We start from the raw sequence: 21,148 nt of genomic DNA, 5'->3' as shown, positions 1-21,148 counted from the left end.
GCCCGCGACCTCGGCAGATCCCCGCCATGCGTGGACACGACCGGCGGAGATGAGCTTTCAATAGAACCGAGCTGTCAGCCTCGGAAGCACGGTCTCCAGCGACGCTTCGTCCCAGACATTATCGATGTCAGGTGCATACCGGAGGTCTGCCTGAAGCTGGGCGACATCGGTCTCACTCAATGCATAAGGGGCGAAAGCCGCGTCGAATGCATCGTAGTCGGGCTCCTGCAGTCCCATCCGCTGAAAATATGCCGTCATACCGGCCGACAGGATCTCTTCGTCTTCAGCCTCGTCGGCTTCCACATCCACTCCGGCCAGACTGTCAGGATCCTGCAGTGCCCTCAGGAACGTCTCCTTCCCCTGCGCAATCAGCCAGCCTCGAAAGTACTCGAATCCATCATCGCTGCACCCGCCGTTGATGACGTATGCCGCTGCCCACAATTTGTTCTTTCGAGAGAGGGAGTGATAGCAATCGAGAATTCCGTGCCAACGCAGAATCTGTTCGGGGCTGTAGCTAAGAAGACTTTCGGCAAGGTGCCCGGCGATATTGCTAGAATCTTCAGCGACAGAGCGGGCTTCCTCGATCAGCGTCCAGAATGCGTGCTTTTCCATGGTGCGCTTGTGAGAACAGGGGAAACGCGGACCTTACGGGTACAGAGACGGCACTTCCAGAGCCAATAGCGGCACCCCGGCAGAGTTCCCGAGGTGATGCCCCGCGGATCTATTCCCCCTGGAATCGGGCAAAAAAAAGCCACGCCAATCACTGGCGTGGCCTCGCTGCATGCGTGGGAGGCTGATCCTGCCTCCATCCATCGTCCCTGCTATGGCCTTCCATTCTCCAGCAACTGAATGACACCTGCGTGACATTCACCGCGGGCAAACAGCGCATTGCTAGCCTGTGCTACCCCCTCCTGGAAGTACCGCATGACCACCCCGCGCTGGCGCCTGATCCTCAACGGCAAATCGGCTGGCAACGATGAACTGCGCGACGCCGTTGGCCATTGGCGCGGGCAGGGCGTGCAGCTGGAGGTGCGGGTGACCTGGGAAGACGGCGACGCCGAACGCTACGTGGCCGAGGCCATCGATCATGGCGTGGACGTGATCGTGGCCGCCGGTGGCGATGGCACGCTCAGCGCGGTGGCCGAGACGCTGGCCCATCGTGAGGAACCGGCAGAAGCGCTGCCTTCGCTGGCGCTGATTCCGATGGGGACCGCCAACGATTTCGCGACTGCCGCCGGCATTCCCACTGAGCCGAAGGAGGCCTTCGCCTTGATCGGGCAGGCGACCCCGCATGCGATCGATCTTCTGCGCGTGGACGCCGATGGCACGCAATGGTGGTGCGCCAATCTCGCCAGCGGCGGCTTCGGCACGCAGGTCACCGTGGAGACCGATGCCGGGCTGAAGAAGATGCTGGGTGGGCTGGCCTACGTCATTACCGGTATCGCCAAGCTCGGCCGCATCGAGCCGATCAACGCGCGCCTGTCCGGCCCGGACTTCGCCTGGGAAGGTGACTTCATCGCGCTGGGCATCGGCAACGGGCGCCAGGCCGGTGGCGGCCAGCAGCTGTGCCCGCAGGCGCTGATCGACGATGGGCTGCTGGATGTCACCGTGCTGCCGGAGCTGGAAGGCGAGGTCACCGCCACCCTCGGCCAGATGCTGAAGTCCGGTACCCAGGCCGCACTGGAACAGCTGGCCACGCGGGCGCGGCTGTCGTGGTTGCAGATCGACGCGCCCAAGGCGCTGACCCTCAATCTGGACGGCGAACCGGTGCAGGCCCACCGGTTCCGCATCGAGTGCGTGCCGGGCCGGGTGCGGATGCATCTGCCGGTCGGTTGCCCGTTGCTGGCCGGGCAGGGGTAGGGTCGACTGTTAGTCGACTGCTCTTCGTTCCGACGGCGTAAAACCCCGCGCTACGCGCGCAAGTCGACTGACAGTCGACTCTACCGGTTCCCGCGCCGGTCGCCGCCACCGGTGACCGTGGCAGGGCCCGGCCGTCCCGTGGTTCAGTTTCCCAGGGTTCCCCTGCCGCGCAAGCTGCGATACAGTCAAGGGGTGTCCAGCCTGACGACCCCGCATACTCTTTCTTCCGCACGCCGTTGGTGGCGATGGTGGCCCGTTGCCGTCGTCCGCCCCCATAACGCTGTGTCCCGGAAGGAAAGTCGTCTTGAACTCGCACGCTCAGTTTCAGCAGCAGGCCGCTGAAGGCCACACCCACATTCCCGTCGTCCGCGAAGTGCTGTCCGACCTGGACACGCCGCTCTCGGTCTATCTGAAGCTCGCCGACGGCCCCAATACCTACCTGTTTGAATCCGTCGAAGGCGGCGAGCGCTTTGGTCGTTACTCGATCATCGGCCTGCCGGCGCGCCGCGTGTATGCGTTCCACGGCCATACGCTGACCGTGCGCGAAGACGGCCAGGTGGTGGAAACCCGCGAGGTGGCCGATCCCTTCGCCGAAGTCGAGGCGCTGCGCAGCGCCCACTCGGTGCCCAAGCTGGAAGGCCTGCCGGGCTTCACCGGTGGCCTGGTCGGCTGGTTCGGCTTCGAGTGCATCGGCTACATCGAACCACGCCTGGCCCCGCCGGCCGGCCGCGATGAGTTGGGCACGCCGGACATCCTGCTGCTGGATTCCAACGAGCTGGCGGTGTTCGACAATCTCAAGGGCCGGCTGTACCTGATCGTGCACGCCGACCCGCGTGTCGACGGTGCCTTCGACCAGGCGCAGGCGCGCCTGGATGCACTCACTGCCAAGCTGCGTGCACCGGGCGCCGGTTATCCCTCACCGCTCAACAGCGACGTGCTGGACGAGTCCGACTTCGTCTCCGGTTTCACCCGCGAAGGCTTCGTCGATGCGGTCCAGCGCAGCAAGGAATACATCCGCGCCGGTGACATCTTCCAGGTGGTGCTCAGCCAGCGCCTGAGCGTGCCGTTCAAGGCGCGCCCGGTGGATGTGTACCGCGCGCTGCGTGCACTGAACCCGTCGCCGTACATGTATTTCCTGGATGTCGGCGACCTGCAGGTGGTCGGTTCATCGCCGGAAATCCTGGTGCGCCTTCAGGATGGCGAAGTCACCGTGCGCCCGATCGCCGGCACCCGCCCGCGTGGTGCCACGCCCGAGCAGGACCTGGCGCTGGAAGCCGAGCTGCTGGCCGATCCGAAGGAGCGCGCCGAGCACCTGATGCTGATCGACCTCGGCCGCAACGATGCCGGCCGTGTCTCGAAGGCCGGCACCGTGGAAGTGGGCGAGCAGTTCGTGATCGAACGCTACAGCCACGTCATGCACATCGTCAGCGAAGTGACCGGGCAGCTGCAGCCGGGCCTGAGCTACGCCGACGTGCTGCGTGCCACCTTCCCCGCCGGCACGGTCAGCGGCGCGCCGAAGATCCGCGCGCTGGAAGTGATCCGCGAACTGGAACCGATCAAGCGCAATGTGTACGCCGGCAGCATCGGCTACATCGGCTGGCACGGCGATGCCGATACCGCGATCGCGATCCGCACCGCGGTGATCAAGGATGGCCGCCTGTACGTGCAGGCCGGCGCCGGCATCGTCTACGACTCGGACCCGGACAAGGAATGGGACGAGACGATGAACAAGGGCCGCGCGCTGTTCCGCGCCGTCGCCCAGGCCGCCAAGGGCCTGTGATCCTCCCCGTGCCGTGGCCTGCGCCGCGGCACCGTCCGCTGTTCCCATTCAAGACAAGGAGTACCGCATGAAGCTGCTGAGCGCATTGCTGTGGTCGTCACTGCTGGCCACGATGGCCCCGTCTGCGTGGGCGCAGGCCAATACCATTCCGTCGCAGCCGCACCTGCTGGTGAAGGGCGAGGCGCGTCGCGTGGTGATGCCGGACCGGTTCGGCCTGCAGTTGAACATCGAAGAGACCGACATGGATGCCGACGCCGCGCGCCGCCGCGTGCAGGACAACGTTGCCCGCGTGCTGGCACTGTTCAAGCAGCACAAGGCGGTGGAAGGCAGCGTGCGCGCGGACAACCTGCGGATTGGTCCTGCCTCGCGTTATGAGCAGAACCGGCAGGTTTTCATCGGCACCCGCGTGTCACGCCAGCTGCGCGCCAGCTTCGCCAGCGTCCAGCAGATGCAGGACGTGCTGGGGGCGCTGAAGGCCAACGAGAACCTGCAGGTCAGCAGCGTGGCGCCGATGTACTCGGGCGAAGTGGCGCTGCGCCGCGAACTCAAGGGCGAGGCGGCGGCCCAGACCCGCCAGTCTGCGCAGGGCCTGGCCGAGGCCTACGGCACCCAGCTGCGCGGGCTGTACAGCATTTCCGATGTGGCGCCGAACTTTGCCTATGGCGTGCAGGCGGGCAATTGGCCCAGAAGCGACGACATGGTGACGCCGCCCTCGCCGCCCTCGCCCGAGGCACCGATGAACAGCATCGAGACCACGGGCTCGCGCCTGCGCGAGTCGGTGGAAGCCGGCCCCATCACCTACACCGAAAACGTGTACGCCATTTTCCTGATAAGCGACGGAACCTGACCATGTTGTGGATGATCGACAACTACGACAGCTTCACCTACAACCTCGTGCAGTACCTGCAGACGCTGGGCGCCGAAGTGAAGGTGGTGCGCAACGATGCGATGAGCGTGGACGAGATCGCCGCGCAGAAGCCCGAGCGCATTGTCATTTCGCCCGGCCCGTGCACGCCCAACGAAGCGGGCGTGTCGCTGGAGCTGATCCAGCGCCTGGGCCCGACCACGCCGATCCTCGGCGTGTGCCTGGGCCACCAGGGCATCGGCCAGGTCTACGGCGGCACCGTCATCCGCGCCGGCAACATCATGCACGGCAAGACCTCGCCGATCCGCCATGAAGGCAAGGGCGTGTTCGCCGGCCTGCCGGACCGCTACCAGGCCACCCGCTACCACTCGCTGGTGGTTGACAAGAGCAGCCTGCCGGACTGCCTGGAAGTGACCGCCTGGACCGAGAACGAGGACGGCTCGATCGAAGAGATCATGGGCCTGCGCCACCGCCAGTTCCCGGTGGAAGGCGTGCAGTTCCACCCCGAGTCCATCCTCACCGAACACGGCCACGCCCTGCTGCGCAATTTCCTGCAGCGCCCGGCGGCCTGATCCAAGGAGCATTCCCATGAGCTTCTCCCCCCAGGAAGCCCTGCAACGCACCATCGAGCACCGCGAAATCTTCTTCGACGAAATGGTCGACCTGATGCGGCAGATCATGCGCGGCGACGTCTCGCCGATGATGACCGCTGCGATCCTCACCGGCCTGCGCGTGAAGAAGGAAACCATCGACGAGATCGCCGCCGCCGCCACGGTCATGCGCGAATTCGCGCTGGCGGTGCCGGTGGCCGACAGCACCCACCTGGTCGACATCGTCGGCACCGGTGGCGATGGCTCGCACACCTTCAACATCTCCACCTGCGCGATGTTCGTCACCGCCGCAGCCGGTGCGCGCGTGGCCAAGCATGGCAACCGCAGCGTGTCGTCCAAGTCCGGCAGCGCCGATGCGGTGGAAGCACTGGGCGCGGCCATCGAGCTGCAGCCAGCGCAGGTGGCCGCAGCGATCGAGCAGACCGGCATCGGCTTCATGTTCGCGCCGATCCATCATCCGTCGATGAAGGTCGTCGCGCCGGTCCGGCGCGAGATGGGGGTGCGCACCATCTTCAATATCCTCGGTCCGCTGACCAACCCCGCCAGCGCCCCGTCGGTGCTGATGGGCGTGTTCCATCCCGATCTGGTGGGTATCCAGGCGCGCGTGCTGCGCGAACTGGGCACCGAGCGCGCCATGGTGGTCTGGGGCCGCGACAACATGGACGAGATCTCGTTGGGTGCCGGCACCCTGGTGGGCGAGCTGCGCGACGGCAAGGTGCGCGAGTACGAGATCCACCCGGAGGACTTCGGCATCCCCATGTCGGCCAGCCGCAATCTGCGCGTGGACAGCCCGGAGCAGTCCATCCAGATGCTGCGCGCGGTGCTGGACAACGAGCCCGGCCCGGCGCTGGACATCGTCGCGCTCAATGCCGGCGCCGCGCTGTACGTGGCCGGCGTGGCCAGCGACATCGGCGACGGCCTGGCCCGCGCCCGTGCCGCCATCGCCAATGGCAGCGCCCGCCAGCGCCTGCAGCAGTATGTGGAGACCACCCGCGCGCTGGTTGCCTGAGCGCGCGGTTCAGCCTGACCCCGTCGATGGCCGATAATGGCCGTCCTCAGCGCCCCCGCACCGAATCGAAGACGATGAGCGACATCCTGCAGACGATCCTGGCCCGCAAGGCCGAAGAAGTGGCCCAGCGCCGCGCCCAGCGCCCGCTCGAGGCGCTTCAGGCCGCCGTGGCCAGCGCCCCGCCGGTACGCGGCTTCGTGCGCGCGCTGCAGGCGGCCGTGGCCAACGGCGACCCGGCGGTGATCGCCGAGGTGAAGAAGGCCAGCCCGTCCAAGGGCGTCATCCGCCCGGATTTCCGCCCGGCCGACATCGCCGTCAGCTACGAATTCGGTGGCGCCAGCTGCCTGTCGGTGCTGACCGATGTGGACTTCTTCCAGGGCGCCGACGCCTATCTGCAGCAGGCCCGCGAAGCCTGCACGCTGCCGGTGCTGCGCAAGGATTTCGTCATCGACGCCTACCAGGTGTACGAGGCGCGCGTGCTGGGCGCCGACTGCATCCTGCTGATCGTCGCCGCGCTGGACGACACCCAGCTGGCCACGCTGTCCGAACTGGCGTTGTCGTTGGGCATGGACGTGCTGGTGGAAGTGCACGACATCGATGAACTGGAGCGTGCGCTGCAGGTGCCGGCGCCGATGATCGGCATCAACAACCGCAACCTGCGCACCTTCGAGGTGTCGCTGCAGACCACGCTGGACATGCAGCATGCGGTGCCGCGTGACCGCCTGCTGGTCACCGAGAGTGGCATCCTCGGCCCGCAGGACGTGGCGCTGATGCGCGATGCAGGCATCCATGCCTTCCTGGTCGGCGAGGCCTTCATGCGCGTGGAAGAGCCGGGCGAGGGCCTGCGTCAGCTATTCTTCGCAACATGACAACGCACTATCCGACGCCGCGCGAGGATGCGCCGCTGGTGGTCTTCGACTTCGACCACACCCTCTACGACGGCGATTCGGGTACCCACCTGTTCGCCTCGCTGATCAAGCGCAACCCGTTGCGCATGCTGGCGGCGCTGCTGGTCACGCCGATTGCCGGGCCGATGGTGGCGATGCTGCCGACCCGTCGCGCGGGCATTTCGGTCTACGTGTGGATCGGCAGCTTCGGCCTGCATCGTGCGCGCGATTTCAACAAGGTCATCGATGCCTACGTGCTGCGCAACCAGGCGCAGATGCGCGCCAAGCTGCTGCCGCAGGCGCTGGAGGTGTTCGCCGCGCACCGCGCCAAGGGCGATCGCGTGGTGGTCGCCACCGGCGCGCCGCCGGAGCTGGCACGGGCGATCCTGGCGTTCGTCGCCCATCAGGACGTGCCGGTGATCGGCACCGAGGTCGGCCCGCGGCTGGGCGGTGTTGGCCCGACCCGGCACTGCCACAACGAAGAGAAGATGCGCATGCTGCGCGAGCGCGGCTATGGCGACATCGATATCGCCTATTCCGACAGCACCGCCGACCTGCCGCTGCTGCTGGCGGCCAAGGCGCCAGTGGTGGTGAACCCGAAGCCGGGGCGGGTGGCGTTCTTCCGCCGCGTGCTGCCAGTCGGCACCCGCATCCTCAACTGGGGATGCGTGGATCGCGGCGGCGACAAGGCGTAACGCGCGGAGTCCGCCGGGGATGGGATGACGGAGTGCCGGGCTGCGACCCGATAGTGCCGGCCGCTGGCCGGCAACGTCATGATCTGCGGAAGGGCCTGCGGGGTTGCCAGCCAGCGGCCGGCACTACCGAATCCCGTGCAGCCAGCGCCGGGCCGCTGGCCGGCAGGCGCTCAGCGCCCCAGGTACCCGTACACCGCATGCCCGATCTGGAACAGGCTGATGCCCAGCACCAGCACGCCGACGGCCACCAGCACCCAGCGCTCCTTCACCCGCTTGACCAGGATCGCCGCCACCGGCGCGGCCATCATGCCGCCGATCAGCAGGCCGGCGACGATCTGCAGATGCTGCACGCCCATCGACATCAGGAAGGTCGCTGACACCGTCAACGTGACCACGAACTCGGCTGCGTTGACTGTTCCGATGGTGGTGCGCGCCTGGCCGCCGCGGGCGAGCAGGGTGGACGTCGCGATCGGCCCCCAGCCACCGCCGCCGCTGGCGTCGAGCAGGCCGGCGAAGAAGCCCAGCACCGGCACCCGGCGGATCTCGCCCTTGGGCATCCAGCGCCCAGCGGCGCGGGCCAGGATGATGATCGCCAGCACCAGCAGGTACAGGTAGATCAGTGGCCGGATGATCTCGCCCGGGATCTGCGTGAGCACGTACGCGCCCACGGCACCGCCCACTGCGCCGGGCAGGGCCAGGCGCAGGAACAGGCGTTTATCGACATTTCCGGCTGCGAGGTGCGACACCCCCGAGGCGCCAGTGGTGAACACTTCAGCGGTGTGGATGCTGGCGCTGACCTGTGCCGGGGGCAGGCCCATGCTCAGCATCACCGACGAGGACACCAGGCCGAACGCCATGCCCAATGCACCGTCCACCAGCTGTGCGCCCAGGCCGATGAGGATGAACCACCAGAATTCGCTGCTCAGCTCCATGCATCGAGCCTAGCCCAGCGGGCCGCGCAGGGGCCGTGTAGAGCCGAGCCCCTGCTCGGCTGCCTTCGGGCTGCATCAGCCGAGCGTCGGCTCGGCTCTATCAGGATGGCCGCAGCGTTGGGTTGCCTGGCAATCAACGGGTGCCGTACAGCACCACGGTCTTGCCGCGGGCATGCAGCAGGCCGTCGGTCTGCAGCTTCTTCAACACGCGGCCGGCCATTTCGCGCGAGCAGCCGACCAGTCGCGCCAGTTCCTGTCGCGAGACGCGCAGCTGGCTGCCCTGCGGGTGGCTCATCGCTTCCGGTTCCTGCGCCAGGTCGTGCAGGGTGCGCACGATCCGGTCGGTAACGTCCAGGAATGCCAGGCGGCTGGCCTTGCGGCTGGTGTCGAGCAGGCGCTTGGAAATCTGCTGGCCCAGCGCGTACAGCAGGCGCGGGGCATCGGCCGACAGCGGGCCGAGGAACAGCTGATGCAGGCGCTCGTAGCTGATTTCAGCCAGCTCGCAGGCGGTACGGGTGCGCAGGATCACCTCCCGGCGGTCCGATTCGACGAACAGGCCCATCTCGCCGACGAACTCGCCGGCACCGAAGTAGCCCAGCACAAGCTCGCGATCGTCATCTTCCTCGGCCATGATCGAAACCGAGCCGCTGATGACGTAATACAGGGTTCCCGCCGGGTCTCCGGGCCGGAAGACGTCGGTACGGGTGGGATATCGCCGCCTGTGGCTGTGCGCCAGGAAACGATCGATTGTGGCGATATCCAGGGCCAGTGGACTGCTAGCTAGGCGCACGGTTGACACGATAGGGGCGCTCCCTCTGCGCATGAACGGATTCACGGGGTCGATAGCGGAGCTTAACCAGCGCAATTGTTAAGGGCAAACAGTGTGCCAGAACTCTTGCGTCTTCACGTTCCCCCCGGGGGCAGTTTGCCCCATAATTCCCCCTTTCCCTTCTTACACAGGAATCGACCGCCGTGGTCAAGCCGTTGCCTCGCCTGAGGCTGCAGGGTTTCAACAACCTCACCAAGGCGCTGAGCTTCAACATCTATGACGTGTGTTACGCGCGCACCGAAGAGGAGCGTCAGCGTTACATTGAATACATCGATGAAGAGTACAACGCCGACAGGCTGACTCAGATCTTGACCGATGTCGCCGAGATCATCGGCGCCAACATCCTGAACGTGGCCCGCCAGGACTACGATCCGCAGGGTGCCTCGGTGACCATCCTGATCTCCGAAGAACCGGTGATCGACAAGAAGCTGGCCGGCAAGGAGCTGATCTCCGACGCCGTGGTCGCGCACATGGACAAGAGCCACATCACGGTCCATACCTACCCGGAAACCCATCCGCAGGAAGGTATCGCCACGTTCCGCGCGGACATCGACGTGGCCACCTGTGGCGTCATTTCCCCGCTGAAGGCCCTGAATTACCTGATCGAGAGCCTCGAGTCGGACATCGTGATCATGGACTACCGCGTCCGTGGCTTCACCCGCGATGTGAAGGGCAAGAAGCACTTCATCGACCACAAGATCAACTCGATCCAGAACTTCCTGGCCAAGAACATCAAGTCGCGTTACGAGATGTTCGACGTCAACGTCTACCAGGAGAACATCTTCCACACGAAGATGCACCTGAAGGACTTCGACCTGGACCAGTACCTGTTCGAGGAAAAGGCCAAGAACCTGTCGTTCAAGGAACGCATGAAGATCGAAGCGCTGCTCAAGCGCGAGATCGAAGAGCTGTTCCACGGCCGGAACCTGTCCGAGTAAGCCCCATGTGCGATGCCCGCAGGCATCGCCACCCAGGCGGGACGACCCGCCCCGTGGAACCAGTGCCCCGCACGCGTTACAGTTCCACGGTGATGTACCGACCCACGGCCCGGTGTGAAAACACCGGGCCGTTTCGTTTTTGTCAAAAAAGGTAAGGAGCCCCCACCCATGCCCTGGATCTACCTGCTGCTGGCCGGCCTGTTCGAGATCGGTTTCGCCCTCGGAATGAAGTACTCCGAAGGCTTCAGCAAACCCCTGCCCACCGTTGCCACGGTGGTATCGGCCCTGATCAGCCTGTACCTGATGAGCCAGGCGATGAAGAGCATCCCGGTCGGCACCGCCTATGCGATCTGGACCGGCATCGGTGCCATGGGCGTGGCTGTGCTCGGCATCTACCTGTTCAATGACAGTGCGTCGCCGGCCCGTCTGGCCTGCGTGGGCCTGATCGTGGCCGGCGTGATCGGCTTGAAGCTGGTGTCGCCCAACTGATGGATGGCCCGACCAACGGTCGGGCCCCACCGTCGCCCCCCGCACCTCCTGGTAGGCCCGCACCGTTGGTGCGGGCGACCCTTCAAATGCGGTAGGCGATGGTCTTCATCACCCTGGAGGCCAGCGCCATCACGCCCGGGATCGGGAACGGCAGGCGGCGTGCGCCGGCCTGCTCGGCGTGCTCCGCATGGCGGGCTTCGTCTTCCTTCATCACCTGGATGACCGCACGGCTGCGCAGGTCGCCGGCCGGCAGGTCGACCAGGTGCTCGTCCAGATGGGCTTCCACCTGGCGCTCGGTCTCGACCACGAAGCCCAGGTTCCAGCCGTCGCCGCGCAACCCGGCCAGGGTGCCGATGGTGTAGCTGCCGGCGTACCACAGCGGGTTGAACAGGCTCGGGCGGCTGTCCAGTTCGGCCAGCCGGGTAGCGCACCAGGCCAGGTGGTCGGTCTCTTCCTGGGCCGCTTCCAGCAGGTGTTCACGCGTGGCAGGGTCGCGGGCCACGGCGGCCTGGCCGAAATACAGGCCCTGTGCGCAGACTTCGCCGACGTGGTTGATCCGCATCAGCCCGGCCGCGTGGCGGCGTTCAGCGTTGTCCATGCCCGGCTCGTTGGTGTCCGCGGCCGGGTAGGGGCGGGCCGCCGGCGGGTTGCCGAACACCGTGTCCAGGGCGCGCTGCGCTTCGGTCAGCAGGTGGTCCAGCGGTGTGGTCTGGCGGAGCACGGTCATGGCGGTACGCGGCGGGACGGAAGACCCCTCGATTCTCCCCCGGCTCCGGCCCCCTGCCAACCCAGGGCATGACGGGCTTGCGCCGGGGGCTGGACCTGCGTACAATCCCGCCTCTTACGCTTCACCTTTCACAACGCGTGGCAGAGTTCCGGCGAGCCGTTCGCCGCAATGAGCCCGACCTAACATAGAGTTCTTCATGAGCACTTTCACTGCCAAGAACGAGACCGTCCAGCGCGACTGGTACCTCGTCGACGCCGAGGGCAAGACCCTGGGCCGTCTCGCCACCGAGCTGGCCCGCCGTCTGCGTGGCAAGCACAAGCCGGTCTACACCCCGCACGTTGATACCGGCGACTACCTGGTCGTCATCAATGCAGAAAAGATTGCCGTCACCGGCAAGAAGCTGCAGGACAAGATGTATCACCGTTTCACCGGTTACATCGGCAACCTGAAGACCGAGTCCCTGGCCCAGGCGCTGGAGCGCCACCCGGAGCGCGTGATCGAGATCGCCGTCAAGGGCATGCTGCCGAAGGGCCCGCTGGGTCGCCAGATGTACCGCAAGCTCAAGGTCTACGCCGGCACTGAGCATCCGCACGCCGCACAGCAGCCGCAGGTTCTGGATATCTAATCATGGCTATCACTCAAAACTACGGCACTGGCCGCCGCAAGTCCTCCACCGCTCGCGTGTTCCTGCGCAAGGGTTCGGGCAACATCACCGTCAACGGTCGTCCGCTGGACGAGTTCTTTGGTCGTGAGACCGCGCGCATGATCGTGCGCCAGCCGCTCGAGCTGACCAAGAACACCGAAAGCTTCGACATCCTGGTCACCGCCGCTGGCGGCGGCACCACCGGCCAGGCCGGTGCGATCCGTCTGGGCATCGCCCGTGCTCTGGTCGAGTACGACGAAACCCTGAAGTCCGAGCTGCGCAAGGCCGGCTTCATGACCCGTGACGCCCGTGAAGTCGAGCGTAAGAAGGTTGGTCTGCACAAGGCCCGCCGCGCCACCCAGTTCTCCAAGCGCTGATCTACCGCGCCTGGTTGGGCTCCTTCGGGAGCCCGCTGGATGGGAAAGCAAAAGCCCGGCTTCGGCCGGGCTTTTGTCGTTCTGGGGTCATGGATTTCCTGGTTGCCGGCCAGCGGCCGGCACTACCCGTGGTTCCGCATCTCGGGAGGGGTGGGGTCAGAGCCTTTTCCTTTGGAAAAGGATCCGACCCCGGGCCTCTCTCTGGAGAACAGCCCCCTTGTTGTTCAAGGGGGCGCGCCGACAGGCGCGGGGATAAGGTGGAATGCGTGACCAAATTAAAAGCAAAAGGCCAGATCTTTCGATCTGGCCTTTTGCTTTTAATTTGGCTGCCCCGGATGGATTCGAACCACCGAATGCCTGAGTCAGAGTCAGGTGCCTTACCGCTTGGCGACGGGGCAAAACGTGCAACTATTTTCTCACTTTCCACACTGAAAAACAACTTGATTTTCAATGTGGTGGCTATGGGTGGACTCGAACCACCGACCCCAGCATTATGAGTGCTGTGCTCTAACCGGCTGAGCTACATAGCCTTGGTGAGCCCGCTATTCTGCGGATGTGTATCGGCCCTGTCAACACTTTTGTGCCGTGCTTGTGGGCCGACAGAGGGCATGGGATAGTCCCGACCAGTAGATTTTCTTAGGAGTCCGCATCGTGATCGATCCGGACGGCTATCGACCGAACGTCGGCATCGTGCTGATGCGGCAGGACGGCCAGGTGTTCTGGGCACGACGCGTGCGCCGGGACGGCTGGCAGTTCCCGCAGGGTGGCATGAACACCGACGAGACGCCTGTCGAGGCCATGTATCGTGAACTGCAGGAAGAGACCGGCCTGCTGCCTGAGCACGTGGAAGTGCTCGGGGCGACGCCCGGCTGGCTGCGCTACAAGCTGCCGGCGCGGGCCATCCGCCGCAATGAGCGGCAGGTCTGCATCGGGCAGAAGCAGGTCTGGTTCCTGCTGCGCCTGACCGGCGATGAATCGCATGTGCAGCTGGACCATACCGACTCGCCCGAGTTCGACCACTGGCGGTGGGTGGACTTCTGGTACCCGGTGGAGCATGTGGTGATGTTCAAGCGTGGCGTCTATGCGCGCGCGCTGCGACACCTGGCGCCGTTGGCGCGTGGGGTGGCCGGGCAGGGCGTCAGCGCCATGCCCAAGAGTGCCGCCGAGGCCTGGATGCCGGGCCACGCAGCCGGCCACGACAGGCCCCGGAAGCGCACGCCCAAGCGCGGCGGCTACTGGCCGCGCAAGGCCAAGGGGGAGTCCGGGGCGGTTTGAGTGGGAGGCCACGCAGGCTGCCGGCCGATCCGCCACAACGCGTACCCGCCGGCTGTCTCCAGCAGGACTTGGCTGTCCGGCGGGCCGGTCAATCCGACTCTGAACGGTATCGAGAATGGTTCAGGTCTCTGATTGACAACCATTCTCGTTTCCATTGGAATACGCAACAGGCCGCTTCTGGCCTGCCAGCCCGGTTCCCGCCTGTGTACGTCTGCATCTGCAACGGAGTCACCGACCACCAGATCCGCGAAGCCGCCAGCCATGGCGTCAGCACGGTGGCCGAACTGACCATGCGTACCGGTTGCGGTGCCACCTGCGGTTCGTGCCTGGACATGGCCGGCGACCTGCTGGCCAAGGCACGCGCGACGCACGATCTGCCGCTGCCGGTATTGGGCCTCGCCCAGGTCGCCTGATCGTTTCCTCGCGGCCTGTTGACGCCGCGCTTTCGCGTCCTTCACCTGCAGCCGCGCAGGCCAATGCGCACGATTCGCGTTCCTTCACCACCGCGCGCAAGGCGTTAAAGTGCCTGCGTTTTCAGCGTGCAGGAGCAACCCCATGAAGGGCGACACCAAGGTCATCGAATTCCTCAACAAGGTCCTCTACAACGAGTTGACCGCGATCAACCAGTACTTCCTGCACGCCAAGATGCTGAAGAACTGGGGCATCAAGGAACTGGCCGAACACGAGTACAAGGAATCGATCGACGAGATGAAGCATGCCGACATGCTCGCCGACCGCATCCTGTTCCTCGAAGGCCTGCCGAACTTCCAGGCGCTGGGCAAGCTGCGCATCGGCGAGAACCCGACCGAAATCCTGCAGTGCGACCTGTCGCTGGAACGCGATGGCGTGGTCACCCTGCGCGAGGCGGTGGCCTATTCCGATTCGGTCGGCGACTATGTCAGCCGCCAGCTGTTCGTGAAGATCCTCGACTCGGAGGAAGAACACATCGACTGGCTGGAAACCCAGCTCGACCTGATCGAGCGCATCGGCGAGCCGAAGTACCTGCTGAGCAAGCTGGAAGAGTGAATCAGCGGTCCTGGCCGGCGCGATGCTGTGCCAGGTAGCCCGTCAGTGCAACGCGCGCCCGGGCGAATTCCGCAACCAGCAGCGCCACCGCCACTGCGGGGCGCTGCAGGCTGCCACTACGGGCCTCGTGCTCGATCCGCTGCGCGATCGCCGACAGCGACAACGCCCCCACGTTCGCGCTTGATGATTTCAGGCTGTGCGCGACGGCCTGCAGGCGCGATTCATCGCTGTTCCGCGCGGCCAGCTGCAACTGCTGCACCATCGCCGGCGCATCTTCAAGGAATACCGTGACGATCTGGGTGGCAGCATCGCCGATCACCGCGTGCAGTTCATCCAGCACATCGCGGTCGAGCACCGGCTGTGGCCTGGAGCCGACTCGGCTGTCATCGTCCTGTAGAGCCGAGCCGTGCTCGGCTGAGGGAGCGTGACTGCTGTTGGCCGTCAGCCGGGCCTGGCCCGGCTCTACAGAAGGCCGTGCAGGTGATGCGGCTTTATCGCCACCCCAGCGCTGCAGCAGCGCATGCAGCGTGGCGCGCGCGATCGGCTTGGACAGGTAATCGTCCATGCCGGCCTGCAGGCAGCGCTCGCGGTCGCCGGCCATCGCATTGGCGGTCATCGCGATGATCGGCAGTCGCGCATGCCCGGTTTCCGCTTCTTCGGCGCGCCAGCGGCGCGTGGCGGCGTAGCCGTCCAGCACCGGCATCTGGCAATCCATCAGCACGATGTCCAGCCCGCCTTCGCGGAGGGCGGCCAGCGCCTGTTCGCCATCGGCGGCGTTGCGCACCTCGCACTGGAACACCCGCAGCAGCTGCTCGGCCACCATCCGGTTCACCGTATTGTCCTCCACCACCAGCACGCGCAGATGCAGCGGCGGCAGCGTGGCAGCCGGTTGCTCGTGTTCCGCGCTGGCCAGCAGCGCAGCGGGGCGGGCAGAGGCGACCGGTGCCGCCAGCAGTGCATGCAGGGCGGCGTCGTCGAAGTGGGAGGGCAGCCGGTGCTGGCGCGGGCGTTGCGCAATCGCATCCTCCTGCAGCCACAGTACCTGCAGTGCATCGTCGTCGCCGCGTTCCCCCAGTGCAAGCTGCAGCGTGGCCTCGCCGTTGCGGCGTGCGCGCGCATCGACCAGCAGCCAGGCTGGTGCCGGTTTTCCGGGCCGCGCGGGAGCGCGCAGGCGTTCGACCACGCTGTCCAGTTGCGCCAGCAGCTGCACCTGCAGCCCATGGTGGGCGGCGACGCGCTCGATGCGGGCCTGCAGCGTTGCATCGGCACTGAACAGCAGCAGCGGTGCCGGCGTACGCGCCATCGCCGGCAGGTCGCCAGGAACCTTCAGCAGCGGGATCTCGAACCAGAACGTAGCACCCTGGCCGGGCGTGGACTGCACACCGATACGCCCGTGCATCAGGTCGATGATGCGCTTGCAGATGGCCAGGCCCAGGCCGGTGCCGCCGTAGATGCGCGTGGTGGATGCGTCGGCCTGGCTGAAGGACTGGAACAGGCGTGCCTGCAGCGTGTCGTCGATGCCGATGCCGGTATCGATGATCTCGAAGCGCAGCTGGTGCTGCGCGGCACTTTCGCCCAGGCGCAGCACGCGCAGCTGCACCTGGCCGCGGGCGGTGAACTTGATCGCATTGGCCAGCAGGTTGCTCAGCACCTGGCGCAGGCGCACCGGGTCGCCGCGCACCGGCAGGCGCACCGATGGGTCCAGCTGCAGGCCCAGTGCCAGGCCCTTGGCGTCGGCGGCACGCTGCATCAGCTGCACCACGCCATCGAGCAGATCGCGCAGGTTGAAGCTGGTGATTTCCAGCTCCAGTGCCTGTGCTTCCAGCCGGGAGTAGTCGAGGATGTCGTCGACGATGCGCAGCAGCTGCTGCGAGCTGGCCGAGGCGGTGGCCAGCATCTGCCGCTGGTCCTCGCCCAGTGGCCCGCGTGCGATCAGCTCCAGCATCGGCAGGATGCCATTGAGCGGGGTGCGGATCTCGTGGCTCATCGTGGCCAGGAACTCGCCCTTGGCCAGCACGGCCGCCTCGGCGGCCTGCTTGGCCTGCAGCAGCTGTTGTTCCAGCTGGCCCTGGCGTTCAGTGGTATGGCGTAGCTGGTCCCGTTCAGCGGCCAGCGCGCCGTGCGTGCGCTGCAACTGCGCCAGCGCACGGTCGCGCGCGCGAAGCCGCAGGCCCAGCACCATCAGCGCGATGGTGGCCGCGGCAAGAGCAACCAGCAGCACGCCCCACAGTGGCACGTCAGAGCACCGCGTTGTGGAAGTCGAAGTTCAGGTCGCTGCCGGCCGACTGCACCATGTTGCCCTGGATGTAGTCGACGCCGCCGACCCACATCGCCGCCGCAGCCTGCGGATCCTCGATCTGCTGGCCGATGATCTGCAGCCCGGCGGCATGGGCCTGATCGATCGCCTTGCGCAGCTCCTCGCGCGTGGCCGGATTGGCATGGCTGCTGGAAAAGCGCGCAGCCATGCGCACGAACGACAGCGGCAGCTGGTTCAGCAGGGCATCGGCCTCGCCGCTGGGTTCGAACTGGCTCAGGCAGAAGCGCACCCCGGCACTGGCCATGCGCTGGCAGAACTGCTGCAGCGGCACGGTGTGGATCAGTGCGTCCGGCAGGCGCACGTCGATCACCAGTGCACTGCCCGGCAGGTCGCGCTGCTGCAGTGATTCCAGCAGCCAGTCGGCGAAGGCGTCGCGCTGCAGGGTGCGCAGCGACTGCGAGACGAACAGGTTCAGTGGCTGCGTCGCGTGGCGGTACAGGTCCAGCAGCCCCAGCGCGTGATCCATCACCTGCTGGTCGAGATCGGCGATGCGGCCTGCGGCTTCCGCGGCCGGGATCACCTGCCCGGCCGCCAGCACGGTGCCGTCGGCCTGGCGAAGGCGCAACAGCAACTGGTACTGCGCGGTGTTGCCGCCGGCAACAGCGACGATCGGCTGATAGGCCAGTTCCAGCTGTCCTTCCAGCAGCGCCAGGTGTTCCTGTTCGGTGACTGCCTGGCGGTGCACATGGCCGGCCACCCCGGCGCTGAGCAGGCGCGCCTGCAGGGTGGTGCGCTCGACGGCTTCCAACGCGCTGTTGGCATCGTCGAAGCCCGGCGACAGCGGTGCATAGCCGACTACGCCGCGCAGGTGCACGGATTCGTCGTCGCGGATCACGAAGGCACGTGCCGACAGCTGCTCGCGCAGGCTGGCAGCGATGCTTTCAAGGGCGTCCTCGTCGGCGCTGCGGGCCAGCAGCAGGAAGCTGTTGTCGTTCAGGCGTGCCAGCAGGTGCGGATGGCCGGCTTCGGCCAGGCGCTGCCCGGCCTGCACCATCAGCCGTTCAAACGCGGCATAGCCATAGCGTTCGCGCAGGCCCAGCGCGCTGGCCACTTCGATGAAGAACACGCCGCCCTGATCGCGGTGGGCGAGTGCGGTGTTGAGCTGCTGCAGCACGTGGTGGCGCGTCGGCAGGCCGGTTTCCGGATTGCTGGTGGCCGGTGCGCCGGTGGCGCCGGGCAGGGTCGCGGCCTGGGCTCGTGCGCGGCGGATGCGGTTGGCCACCGCTGCGATCAGGTGGCGGGGCCGGATCGGCTTGCTCAGGTAGTCGTCCGCGCCGCTGTCGAGGACTTCGAACTGGCGCTCCGGATCCGGATCACCGCTGAGAAACACGATCGGAAGCAGCTGCAGGCCGGGCTGCTGGCGGATCAGCGCGGTCAGGCGCATGCCGTCCAGGCCGGGCAGATGAAGATCCATCAGGATCAGGTCGGGGCGGTGCTCCTTGATGGCCTGCAGCGCGGCATCGGCATCGTTGTGGACGATCGCCTGCATGCCGGCGCCGTGCAGCACGCTCTGCGCGAACAGGGCCTGCGCGCGATCGTCCTCAACGATCAGCACGCGGTAGGGCGAGTCCGATGGCGACGGGGCCAGATCGTTGTTGCCGGCGTCGGCCAGTGCGATCGGGCCGGGCAGCGGCGGCGGCGCGCTGTTGGCCGGCGTAGACGCATCGGCCGCGACAGGAGATGGGGTCGCCGCCATCGGCGGGTCCACGGCCGGAGGTGCCGTCTCGGGGGCCCAGCGTTGCCAATGGTCGGCCGGAGGGGTTTCAGCGCGTCCCGGGCGGGCGCCCGCGGGGGATTCGTTTGCGGCCATCGGTGCTCCTGGTGTTCGCGTCCATTATGCGACAAGCCCGGCGCTCAGCCGGTACCGGTGTGCCCTGGCGGTGCTGCCGATGCACCGCGCGCCAGCCAGCGCACACCCTTCCACAGGGCGCGCCAGACCAGCCACACCAGCAGCGCACCGGCCAGGCTGCAGGCCAGCACCACGATCAGCGCGATCCACGGGTGTGCCAGCGCGAGGGCCAGGCCACCGATCACGACGGTGTCTTCGGCCGCAGAGGCGACCCAGTTGCTGGCCGGTTCCGGCGAGGTGTTGAGCAGGGCGCGGGTACCGGCCTTCAGGCCATGGCTGGCCAGGGCGACGCCGGCACCGGCGGCGAGCGCACCGGTGCCCAGCTGGCCATCCGGCGACAGCGTGGCCGCCGCAAGGAATGCGCCGGCGGGTACGCGCGCGAGCGTCTGCACCAGGTCCCACACCGAATCCACGCCAGGGATCTTGTCGGCGAAGAACTCGGTCACCGCCAGCGCCGCCGAGGTGCCCAGCACCCACCATGATTCGGTGGCCTGCAGGGCGGGGGGCAGATCGACCCAGCCAAGCAGCCCGGCCAGGCCGACACCGAACACGGTGAGGTAGACGCGGATACCGGCCAGCCAGGCCAGCAGGATGCCGATCACGAACAGGTGGGCCTCGGTCATGGCGATGCTCCGGCGACGGAACTGTGCAGGGGGCCACACTATCGACGATGGCGTGCCTGAACGCCACAGACCGTGGCCGGCCGCTGCGCAGGAAACCCACCCGTCCTGTCATACACTAGCCCGTCGTTTGCCACAGGGGCCGTACCGGTGTCGCCCTTGCGATACCCCGGAAACCACCCATGACCAACCGTCCTCCCATGCGCGTGCAGGTCCGCCTGCCCGGCGCGCCGCAACCGCCTGCCGACCGTCGCCGCCTGCTGGTGATCGGCGGCATCTGGCTGCTCAGCCTGGTGCTGGCGGTGCTCGGCGGCTGCTGGATGGCCACCCCGCGCGATGCCCAGGGCCAGCGCCTGCAGGCCGCCGAGAAGCGTGCCGAGACGCTGCAGGCACAGCTGACCGAGTTGCGCCAGAAGCAGGCCACGCTGGAAGCCTCCGACCGCATCAGCCGTGCCGCCAATACCGAGGTGCAGTCCTCGCTGGCCGAGCGCGATGAGGAAATCGCCGGGCTGCGCGCCGATGTTGCCTTCTATGAGCGGCTGGTCGGCTCGACCAGCCAGCGCAAGGGCCTGAACACCCATTCGATCGAGTTCAGCCCGGAAGCGGCCGGCACCTGGCAGTACACCGCGGTGCTGACCCAGAACCTCAACCGCGGGGCCATCAGCCAGGGGCAGATGCGCTTCACCGTGGAAGGCGTGAAGAACGGCAAGCTAGCCACGATCAGCTGGGATGATCTGCACCAGCGCAGCAAGGTGCCGGGACAGGACTACTCGTTCCGGTACTTCCAGCAGCTCACCGGCAGCGTGATGCTGCCGGCTGACTTCACCCCGCAACGCGTGCGGGTGACATTGGGGAGTGGTACGGGGGGTACCACCCAGGTATTCGACTGGAAACAGGCCGGTGCGCCGGCCAGCAAAGGGGAGTAGGCAGATGTTCGGAAGCAGCAAATCCAACCGTGAAGGCCAGCTGGTGGTGGATGCCCTGATCGGCAACCAGGTGGTGATCCGCGGTGATGTGGAATTCAGCGGGGGCCTGTATGTGGAAGGCCGCATCCACGGCAAGGTGATCGCCGCCGAAGGCGCCAGCGGCGCGACCCTGACGGTCGCCGAGCATGGCGTGATCGAGGGTGAGATCCGGGCCCAGGTGGTGGTCATCAGCGGCCGCCTGGACGGCGATGTACACGCCACCGAGAAGGTCGAGCTGACCCCCAGCGCACGGGTCAACGGCAACGTGCATTACCAGGTGGTGGAGATGAACGCGGGCGCGCAGCTGAACGGCCGCCTGATCCATGCCAGCGCCCCGATGGCAGCCTTGCCGGCGCCGGAAGGCGAAGACGCCCCGGATGGCAAGGGCGATACCGCCGCGCGTCGCAAGCTGGCCGAGGCGATGGCTTGAAAGCCGCCGTCGGCACCCCCATGC

At 66.6% G+C, this 21,148-nt stretch carries 23 protein-coding genes and 2 tRNA genes; 16 read left to right on the top strand and 9 right to left on the bottom strand.

Going from position 1 to position 21,148, the window contains the following annotated elements; genetic code table 11:
* Window positions 1-57 precede the first annotated feature (57 nt).
* On the bottom strand, window positions 58-612 hold the full coding sequence (locus ACMGRF_RS16700) for a DUF4240 domain-containing protein (protein WP_057501553.1): 555 nt from the start codon (window positions 610-612) through the stop codon (window positions 58-60).
* 312 nt (window positions 613-924) lie between these two features.
* On the opposite strand from ACMGRF_RS16700, the gene yegS reads away from it, so the two are divergent.
* The 7 genes from yegS to ACMGRF_RS16665 all read left to right on the top strand — a co-directional run bounded on the left by yegS (window position 925) and on the right by ACMGRF_RS16665 (window position 7,707).
* Window positions 925-1,860: a lipid kinase YegS gene (yegS, locus tag ACMGRF_RS16695; RefSeq protein ID WP_049415427.1), complete on the top strand. Its 936-nt coding sequence runs from the start codon at window positions 925-927 to the stop codon at window positions 1,858-1,860.
* 304 nt (window positions 1,861-2,164) lie between these two features.
* Window positions 2,165-3,640, top strand: coding sequence for an anthranilate synthase component I (gene trpE, locus ACMGRF_RS16690; RefSeq protein ID WP_180879594.1), 1,476 nt, complete (start codon window positions 2,165-2,167; stop codon window positions 3,638-3,640).
* A 67-nt stretch (window positions 3,641-3,707) separates the two neighbouring features.
* Entirely contained in the window at window positions 3,708-4,487 is a 780-nt protein-coding gene (locus ACMGRF_RS16685; protein ID WP_180879596.1) for an SIMPL domain-containing protein, read from the top strand.
* Window positions 4,488-4,489: 2 nt separating this feature from the next.
* The gene (locus ACMGRF_RS16680; RefSeq protein WP_049415418.1) at window positions 4,490-5,077 is read left to right on the top strand and encodes an anthranilate synthase component II; all 588 of its coding nucleotides are present in this window, start codon (window positions 4,490-4,492) and stop codon (window positions 5,075-5,077) included.
* 16 nt (window positions 5,078-5,093) lie between these two features.
* A complete protein-coding gene (trpD, locus tag ACMGRF_RS16675; RefSeq protein ID WP_049415415.1) occupies window positions 5,094-6,125 on the top strand; it encodes an anthranilate phosphoribosyltransferase in 1,032 nt (343 codons plus the stop codon).
* Window positions 6,126-6,199: 74 nt separating this feature from the next.
* Window positions 6,200-6,994 carry an indole-3-glycerol phosphate synthase TrpC gene (gene trpC, locus ACMGRF_RS16670; protein ID WP_100478856.1) on the top strand — a complete coding sequence of 265 codons (795 nt, stop codon included), beginning with the start codon at window positions 6,200-6,202 and terminating at the stop codon, window positions 6,992-6,994.
* Window positions 6,991-7,707 (top strand): haloacid dehalogenase-like hydrolase, encoded by a 717-nt coding sequence (locus tag ACMGRF_RS16665; RefSeq protein ID WP_049415408.1) that lies wholly within the window; start codon window positions 6,991-6,993, stop codon window positions 7,705-7,707. Before trpC ends, ACMGRF_RS16665 begins: the two co-directional genes overlap by 4 nt.
* A gap of 170 nt (window positions 7,708-7,877) precedes the next feature.
* Here the strand turns inward: ACMGRF_RS16665 and ACMGRF_RS16660 are convergent, their stop codons facing one another.
* Both ACMGRF_RS16660 and crp read right to left on the bottom strand, forming a co-directional pair.
* Complete coding sequence (locus tag ACMGRF_RS16660; protein WP_049415405.1) at window positions 7,878-8,639, bottom strand: sulfite exporter TauE/SafE family protein; 762 nt, start codon at window positions 8,637-8,639, stop codon at window positions 7,878-7,880.
* A 133-nt stretch (window positions 8,640-8,772) separates the two neighbouring features.
* On the bottom strand, window positions 8,773-9,462 hold the full coding sequence (gene crp, locus ACMGRF_RS16655) for a cAMP-activated global transcriptional regulator CRP (RefSeq protein ID WP_010482649.1): 690 nt from the start codon (window positions 9,460-9,462) through the stop codon (window positions 8,773-8,775).
* Between the two features lie 149 nt (window positions 9,463-9,611).
* Here crp and speD point away from each other — a divergent pair, with 149 nt between their 5' ends.
* A complete protein-coding gene (gene speD, locus ACMGRF_RS16650; protein WP_005411315.1) occupies window positions 9,612-10,406 on the top strand; it encodes an adenosylmethionine decarboxylase in 795 nt (264 codons plus the stop codon).
* A gap of 168 nt (window positions 10,407-10,574) precedes the next feature.
* The gene (locus ACMGRF_RS16645; protein WP_005419816.1) at window positions 10,575-10,895 is read left to right on the top strand and encodes a DMT family transporter; all 321 of its coding nucleotides are present in this window, start codon (window positions 10,575-10,577) and stop codon (window positions 10,893-10,895) included.
* Between the two features lie 82 nt (window positions 10,896-10,977).
* On the opposite strand, the gene coq7 is transcribed toward ACMGRF_RS16645, so the two are convergent.
* On the bottom strand, window positions 10,978-11,622 hold the full coding sequence (gene coq7, locus ACMGRF_RS16640) for a 2-polyprenyl-3-methyl-6-methoxy-1,4-benzoquinone monooxygenase (RefSeq protein ID WP_049438873.1): 645 nt from the start codon (window positions 11,620-11,622) through the stop codon (window positions 10,978-10,980).
* A 196-nt stretch (window positions 11,623-11,818) separates the two neighbouring features.
* Here coq7 and rplM point away from each other — a divergent pair, with 196 nt between their 5' ends.
* Both rplM and rpsI read left to right on the top strand, forming a co-directional pair.
* Entirely contained in the window at window positions 11,819-12,247 is a 429-nt protein-coding gene (gene rplM, locus ACMGRF_RS16635; RefSeq protein ID WP_005414692.1) for a 50S ribosomal protein L13, read from the top strand.
* Window positions 12,248-12,249: 2 nt separating this feature from the next.
* The gene (gene rpsI / locus ACMGRF_RS16630; protein ID WP_005411311.1) at window positions 12,250-12,642 is read left to right on the top strand and encodes a 30S ribosomal protein S9; all 393 of its coding nucleotides are present in this window, start codon (window positions 12,250-12,252) and stop codon (window positions 12,640-12,642) included.
* Window positions 12,643-12,965: 323 nt separating this feature from the next.
* On the opposite strand, the gene ACMGRF_RS16625 is transcribed toward rpsI, so the two are convergent.
* Window positions 12,966-13,040, bottom strand: a tRNA-Gln gene (locus ACMGRF_RS16625).
* 55 nt (window positions 13,041-13,095) lie between these two features.
* A tRNA-Met gene (locus tag ACMGRF_RS16620) sits at window positions 13,096-13,172 on the bottom strand.
* A gap of 121 nt (window positions 13,173-13,293) precedes the next feature.
* Between ACMGRF_RS16620 and ACMGRF_RS16615 the strand changes: the two genes are divergently transcribed.
* From ACMGRF_RS16615 to bfr, 3 genes are all read left to right on the top strand, one after another.
* Window positions 13,294-13,917 carry an RNA pyrophosphohydrolase gene (locus ACMGRF_RS16615; RefSeq protein WP_005419809.1) on the top strand — a complete coding sequence of 208 codons (624 nt, stop codon included), beginning with the start codon at window positions 13,294-13,296 and terminating at the stop codon, window positions 13,915-13,917.
* A 203-nt stretch (window positions 13,918-14,120) separates the two neighbouring features.
* On the top strand, window positions 14,121-14,330 hold the full coding sequence (locus tag ACMGRF_RS16610) for a bacterioferritin-associated ferredoxin (protein ID WP_005411309.1): 210 nt from the start codon (window positions 14,121-14,123) through the stop codon (window positions 14,328-14,330).
* Between the two features lie 142 nt (window positions 14,331-14,472).
* Entirely contained in the window at window positions 14,473-14,943 is a 471-nt protein-coding gene (bfr, locus tag ACMGRF_RS16605) for a bacterioferritin (RefSeq protein ID WP_005419804.1), read from the top strand.
* Between the two features lies 1 nt (window position 14,944).
* Here bfr and ACMGRF_RS16600 read toward each other — a convergent pair whose 3' ends face one another.
* The 3 genes from ACMGRF_RS16600 to ACMGRF_RS16590 are packed head-to-tail and all read right to left on the bottom strand — an operon-like array spanning window position 14,945 to window position 19,732.
* Entirely contained in the window at window positions 14,945-17,179 is a 2,235-nt protein-coding gene (locus tag ACMGRF_RS16600) for an ATP-binding protein (RefSeq protein ID WP_180879600.1), read from the bottom strand.
* 1 nt (window position 17,180) lies between these two features.
* Entirely contained in the window at window positions 17,181-19,070 is a 1,890-nt protein-coding gene (locus ACMGRF_RS16595) for an EAL domain-containing protein (RefSeq protein WP_049438871.1), read from the bottom strand.
* Window positions 19,071-19,114: 44 nt separating this feature from the next.
* Window positions 19,115-19,732, bottom strand: a complete 618-nt coding sequence (locus tag ACMGRF_RS16590; RefSeq protein ID WP_049415391.1) for a DUF4126 domain-containing protein — start codon at window positions 19,730-19,732, stop codon at window positions 19,115-19,117.
* A 179-nt stretch (window positions 19,733-19,911) separates the two neighbouring features.
* Between ACMGRF_RS16590 and ACMGRF_RS16585 the strand changes: the two genes are divergently transcribed.
* Complete coding sequence (locus ACMGRF_RS16585; RefSeq protein WP_005411304.1) at window positions 19,912-20,655, top strand: DUF6776 family protein; 744 nt, start codon at window positions 19,912-19,914, stop codon at window positions 20,653-20,655.
* A 4-nt stretch (window positions 20,656-20,659) separates the two neighbouring features.
* Window positions 20,660-21,124: a bactofilin family protein gene (locus tag ACMGRF_RS16580; protein ID WP_049415389.1), complete on the top strand. Its 465-nt coding sequence runs from the start codon at window positions 20,660-20,662 to the stop codon at window positions 21,122-21,124.
* Window positions 21,125-21,148 lie beyond the last annotated feature (24 nt).

Origin of the sequence: Stenotrophomonas sp. EMP41, assembly GCF_047495535.1 — a bacterium.
In the GTDB taxonomy this organism is placed as follows: domain Bacteria; phylum Pseudomonadota; class Gammaproteobacteria; order Xanthomonadales; family Xanthomonadaceae; genus Stenotrophomonas; species Stenotrophomonas sepilia.
The sequence above is the reverse complement of the archived record's forward strand: the minus strand, read 5'-3'. Positions and strand labels throughout refer to the sequence as shown.

Bases quoted from the DNA above. Each gene is read 5' to 3' on its own strand.
- ACMGRF_RS16700 (WP_057501553.1), bottom strand. From the start codon at position 612: ATGGAAAAGCACGCATTCTGGACGCTGATCGAGGAAGCCCGCTCTGTC.
- yegS (WP_049415427.1), top strand. From the start codon at position 925: ATGACCACCCCGCGCTGGCGCCTGATCCTCAACGGCAAATCGGCTGGC.
- ACMGRF_RS16685 (WP_180879596.1), top strand. From the start codon at position 3,708: ATGAAGCTGCTGAGCGCATTGCTGTGGTCGTCACTGCTGGCCACGATG.
- ACMGRF_RS16680 (WP_049415418.1), top strand. From the start codon at position 4,490: ATGTTGTGGATGATCGACAACTACGACAGCTTCACCTACAACCTCGTG.
- trpD (WP_049415415.1), top strand. From the start codon at position 5,094: ATGAGCTTCTCCCCCCAGGAAGCCCTGCAACGCACCATCGAGCACCGC.
- trpC (WP_100478856.1), top strand. From the start codon at position 6,200: ATGAGCGACATCCTGCAGACGATCCTGGCCCGCAAGGCCGAAGAAGTG.
- ACMGRF_RS16665 (WP_049415408.1), top strand. From the start codon at position 6,991: ATGACAACGCACTATCCGACGCCGCGCGAGGATGCGCCGCTGGTGGTC.
- ACMGRF_RS16660 (WP_049415405.1), bottom strand. From the start codon at position 8,639: ATGGAGCTGAGCAGCGAATTCTGGTGGTTCATCCTCATCGGCCTGGGC.
- crp (WP_010482649.1), bottom strand. From the start codon at position 9,462: ATGCGCAGAGGGAGCGCCCCTATCGTGTCAACCGTGCGCCTAGCTAGC.
- ACMGRF_RS16645 (WP_005419816.1), top strand. From the start codon at position 10,575: ATGCCCTGGATCTACCTGCTGCTGGCCGGCCTGTTCGAGATCGGTTTC.
- coq7 (WP_049438873.1), bottom strand. From the start codon at position 11,622: ATGACCGTGCTCCGCCAGACCACACCGCTGGACCACCTGCTGACCGAA.
- rplM (WP_005414692.1), top strand. From the start codon at position 11,819: ATGAGCACTTTCACTGCCAAGAACGAGACCGTCCAGCGCGACTGGTAC.
- rpsI (WP_005411311.1), top strand. From the start codon at position 12,250: ATGGCTATCACTCAAAACTACGGCACTGGCCGCCGCAAGTCCTCCACC.
- bfr (WP_005419804.1), top strand. From the start codon at position 14,473: ATGAAGGGCGACACCAAGGTCATCGAATTCCTCAACAAGGTCCTCTAC.
- ACMGRF_RS16595 (WP_049438871.1), bottom strand. From the start codon at position 19,070: ATGGCCGCAAACGAATCCCCCGCGGGCGCCCGCCCGGGACGCGCTGAA.
- ACMGRF_RS16590 (WP_049415391.1), bottom strand. From the start codon at position 19,732: ATGACCGAGGCCCACCTGTTCGTGATCGGCATCCTGCTGGCCTGGCTG.
- ACMGRF_RS16585 (WP_005411304.1), top strand. From the start codon at position 19,912: ATGACCAACCGTCCTCCCATGCGCGTGCAGGTCCGCCTGCCCGGCGCG.
- ACMGRF_RS16580 (WP_049415389.1), top strand. From the start codon at position 20,660: ATGTTCGGAAGCAGCAAATCCAACCGTGAAGGCCAGCTGGTGGTGGAT.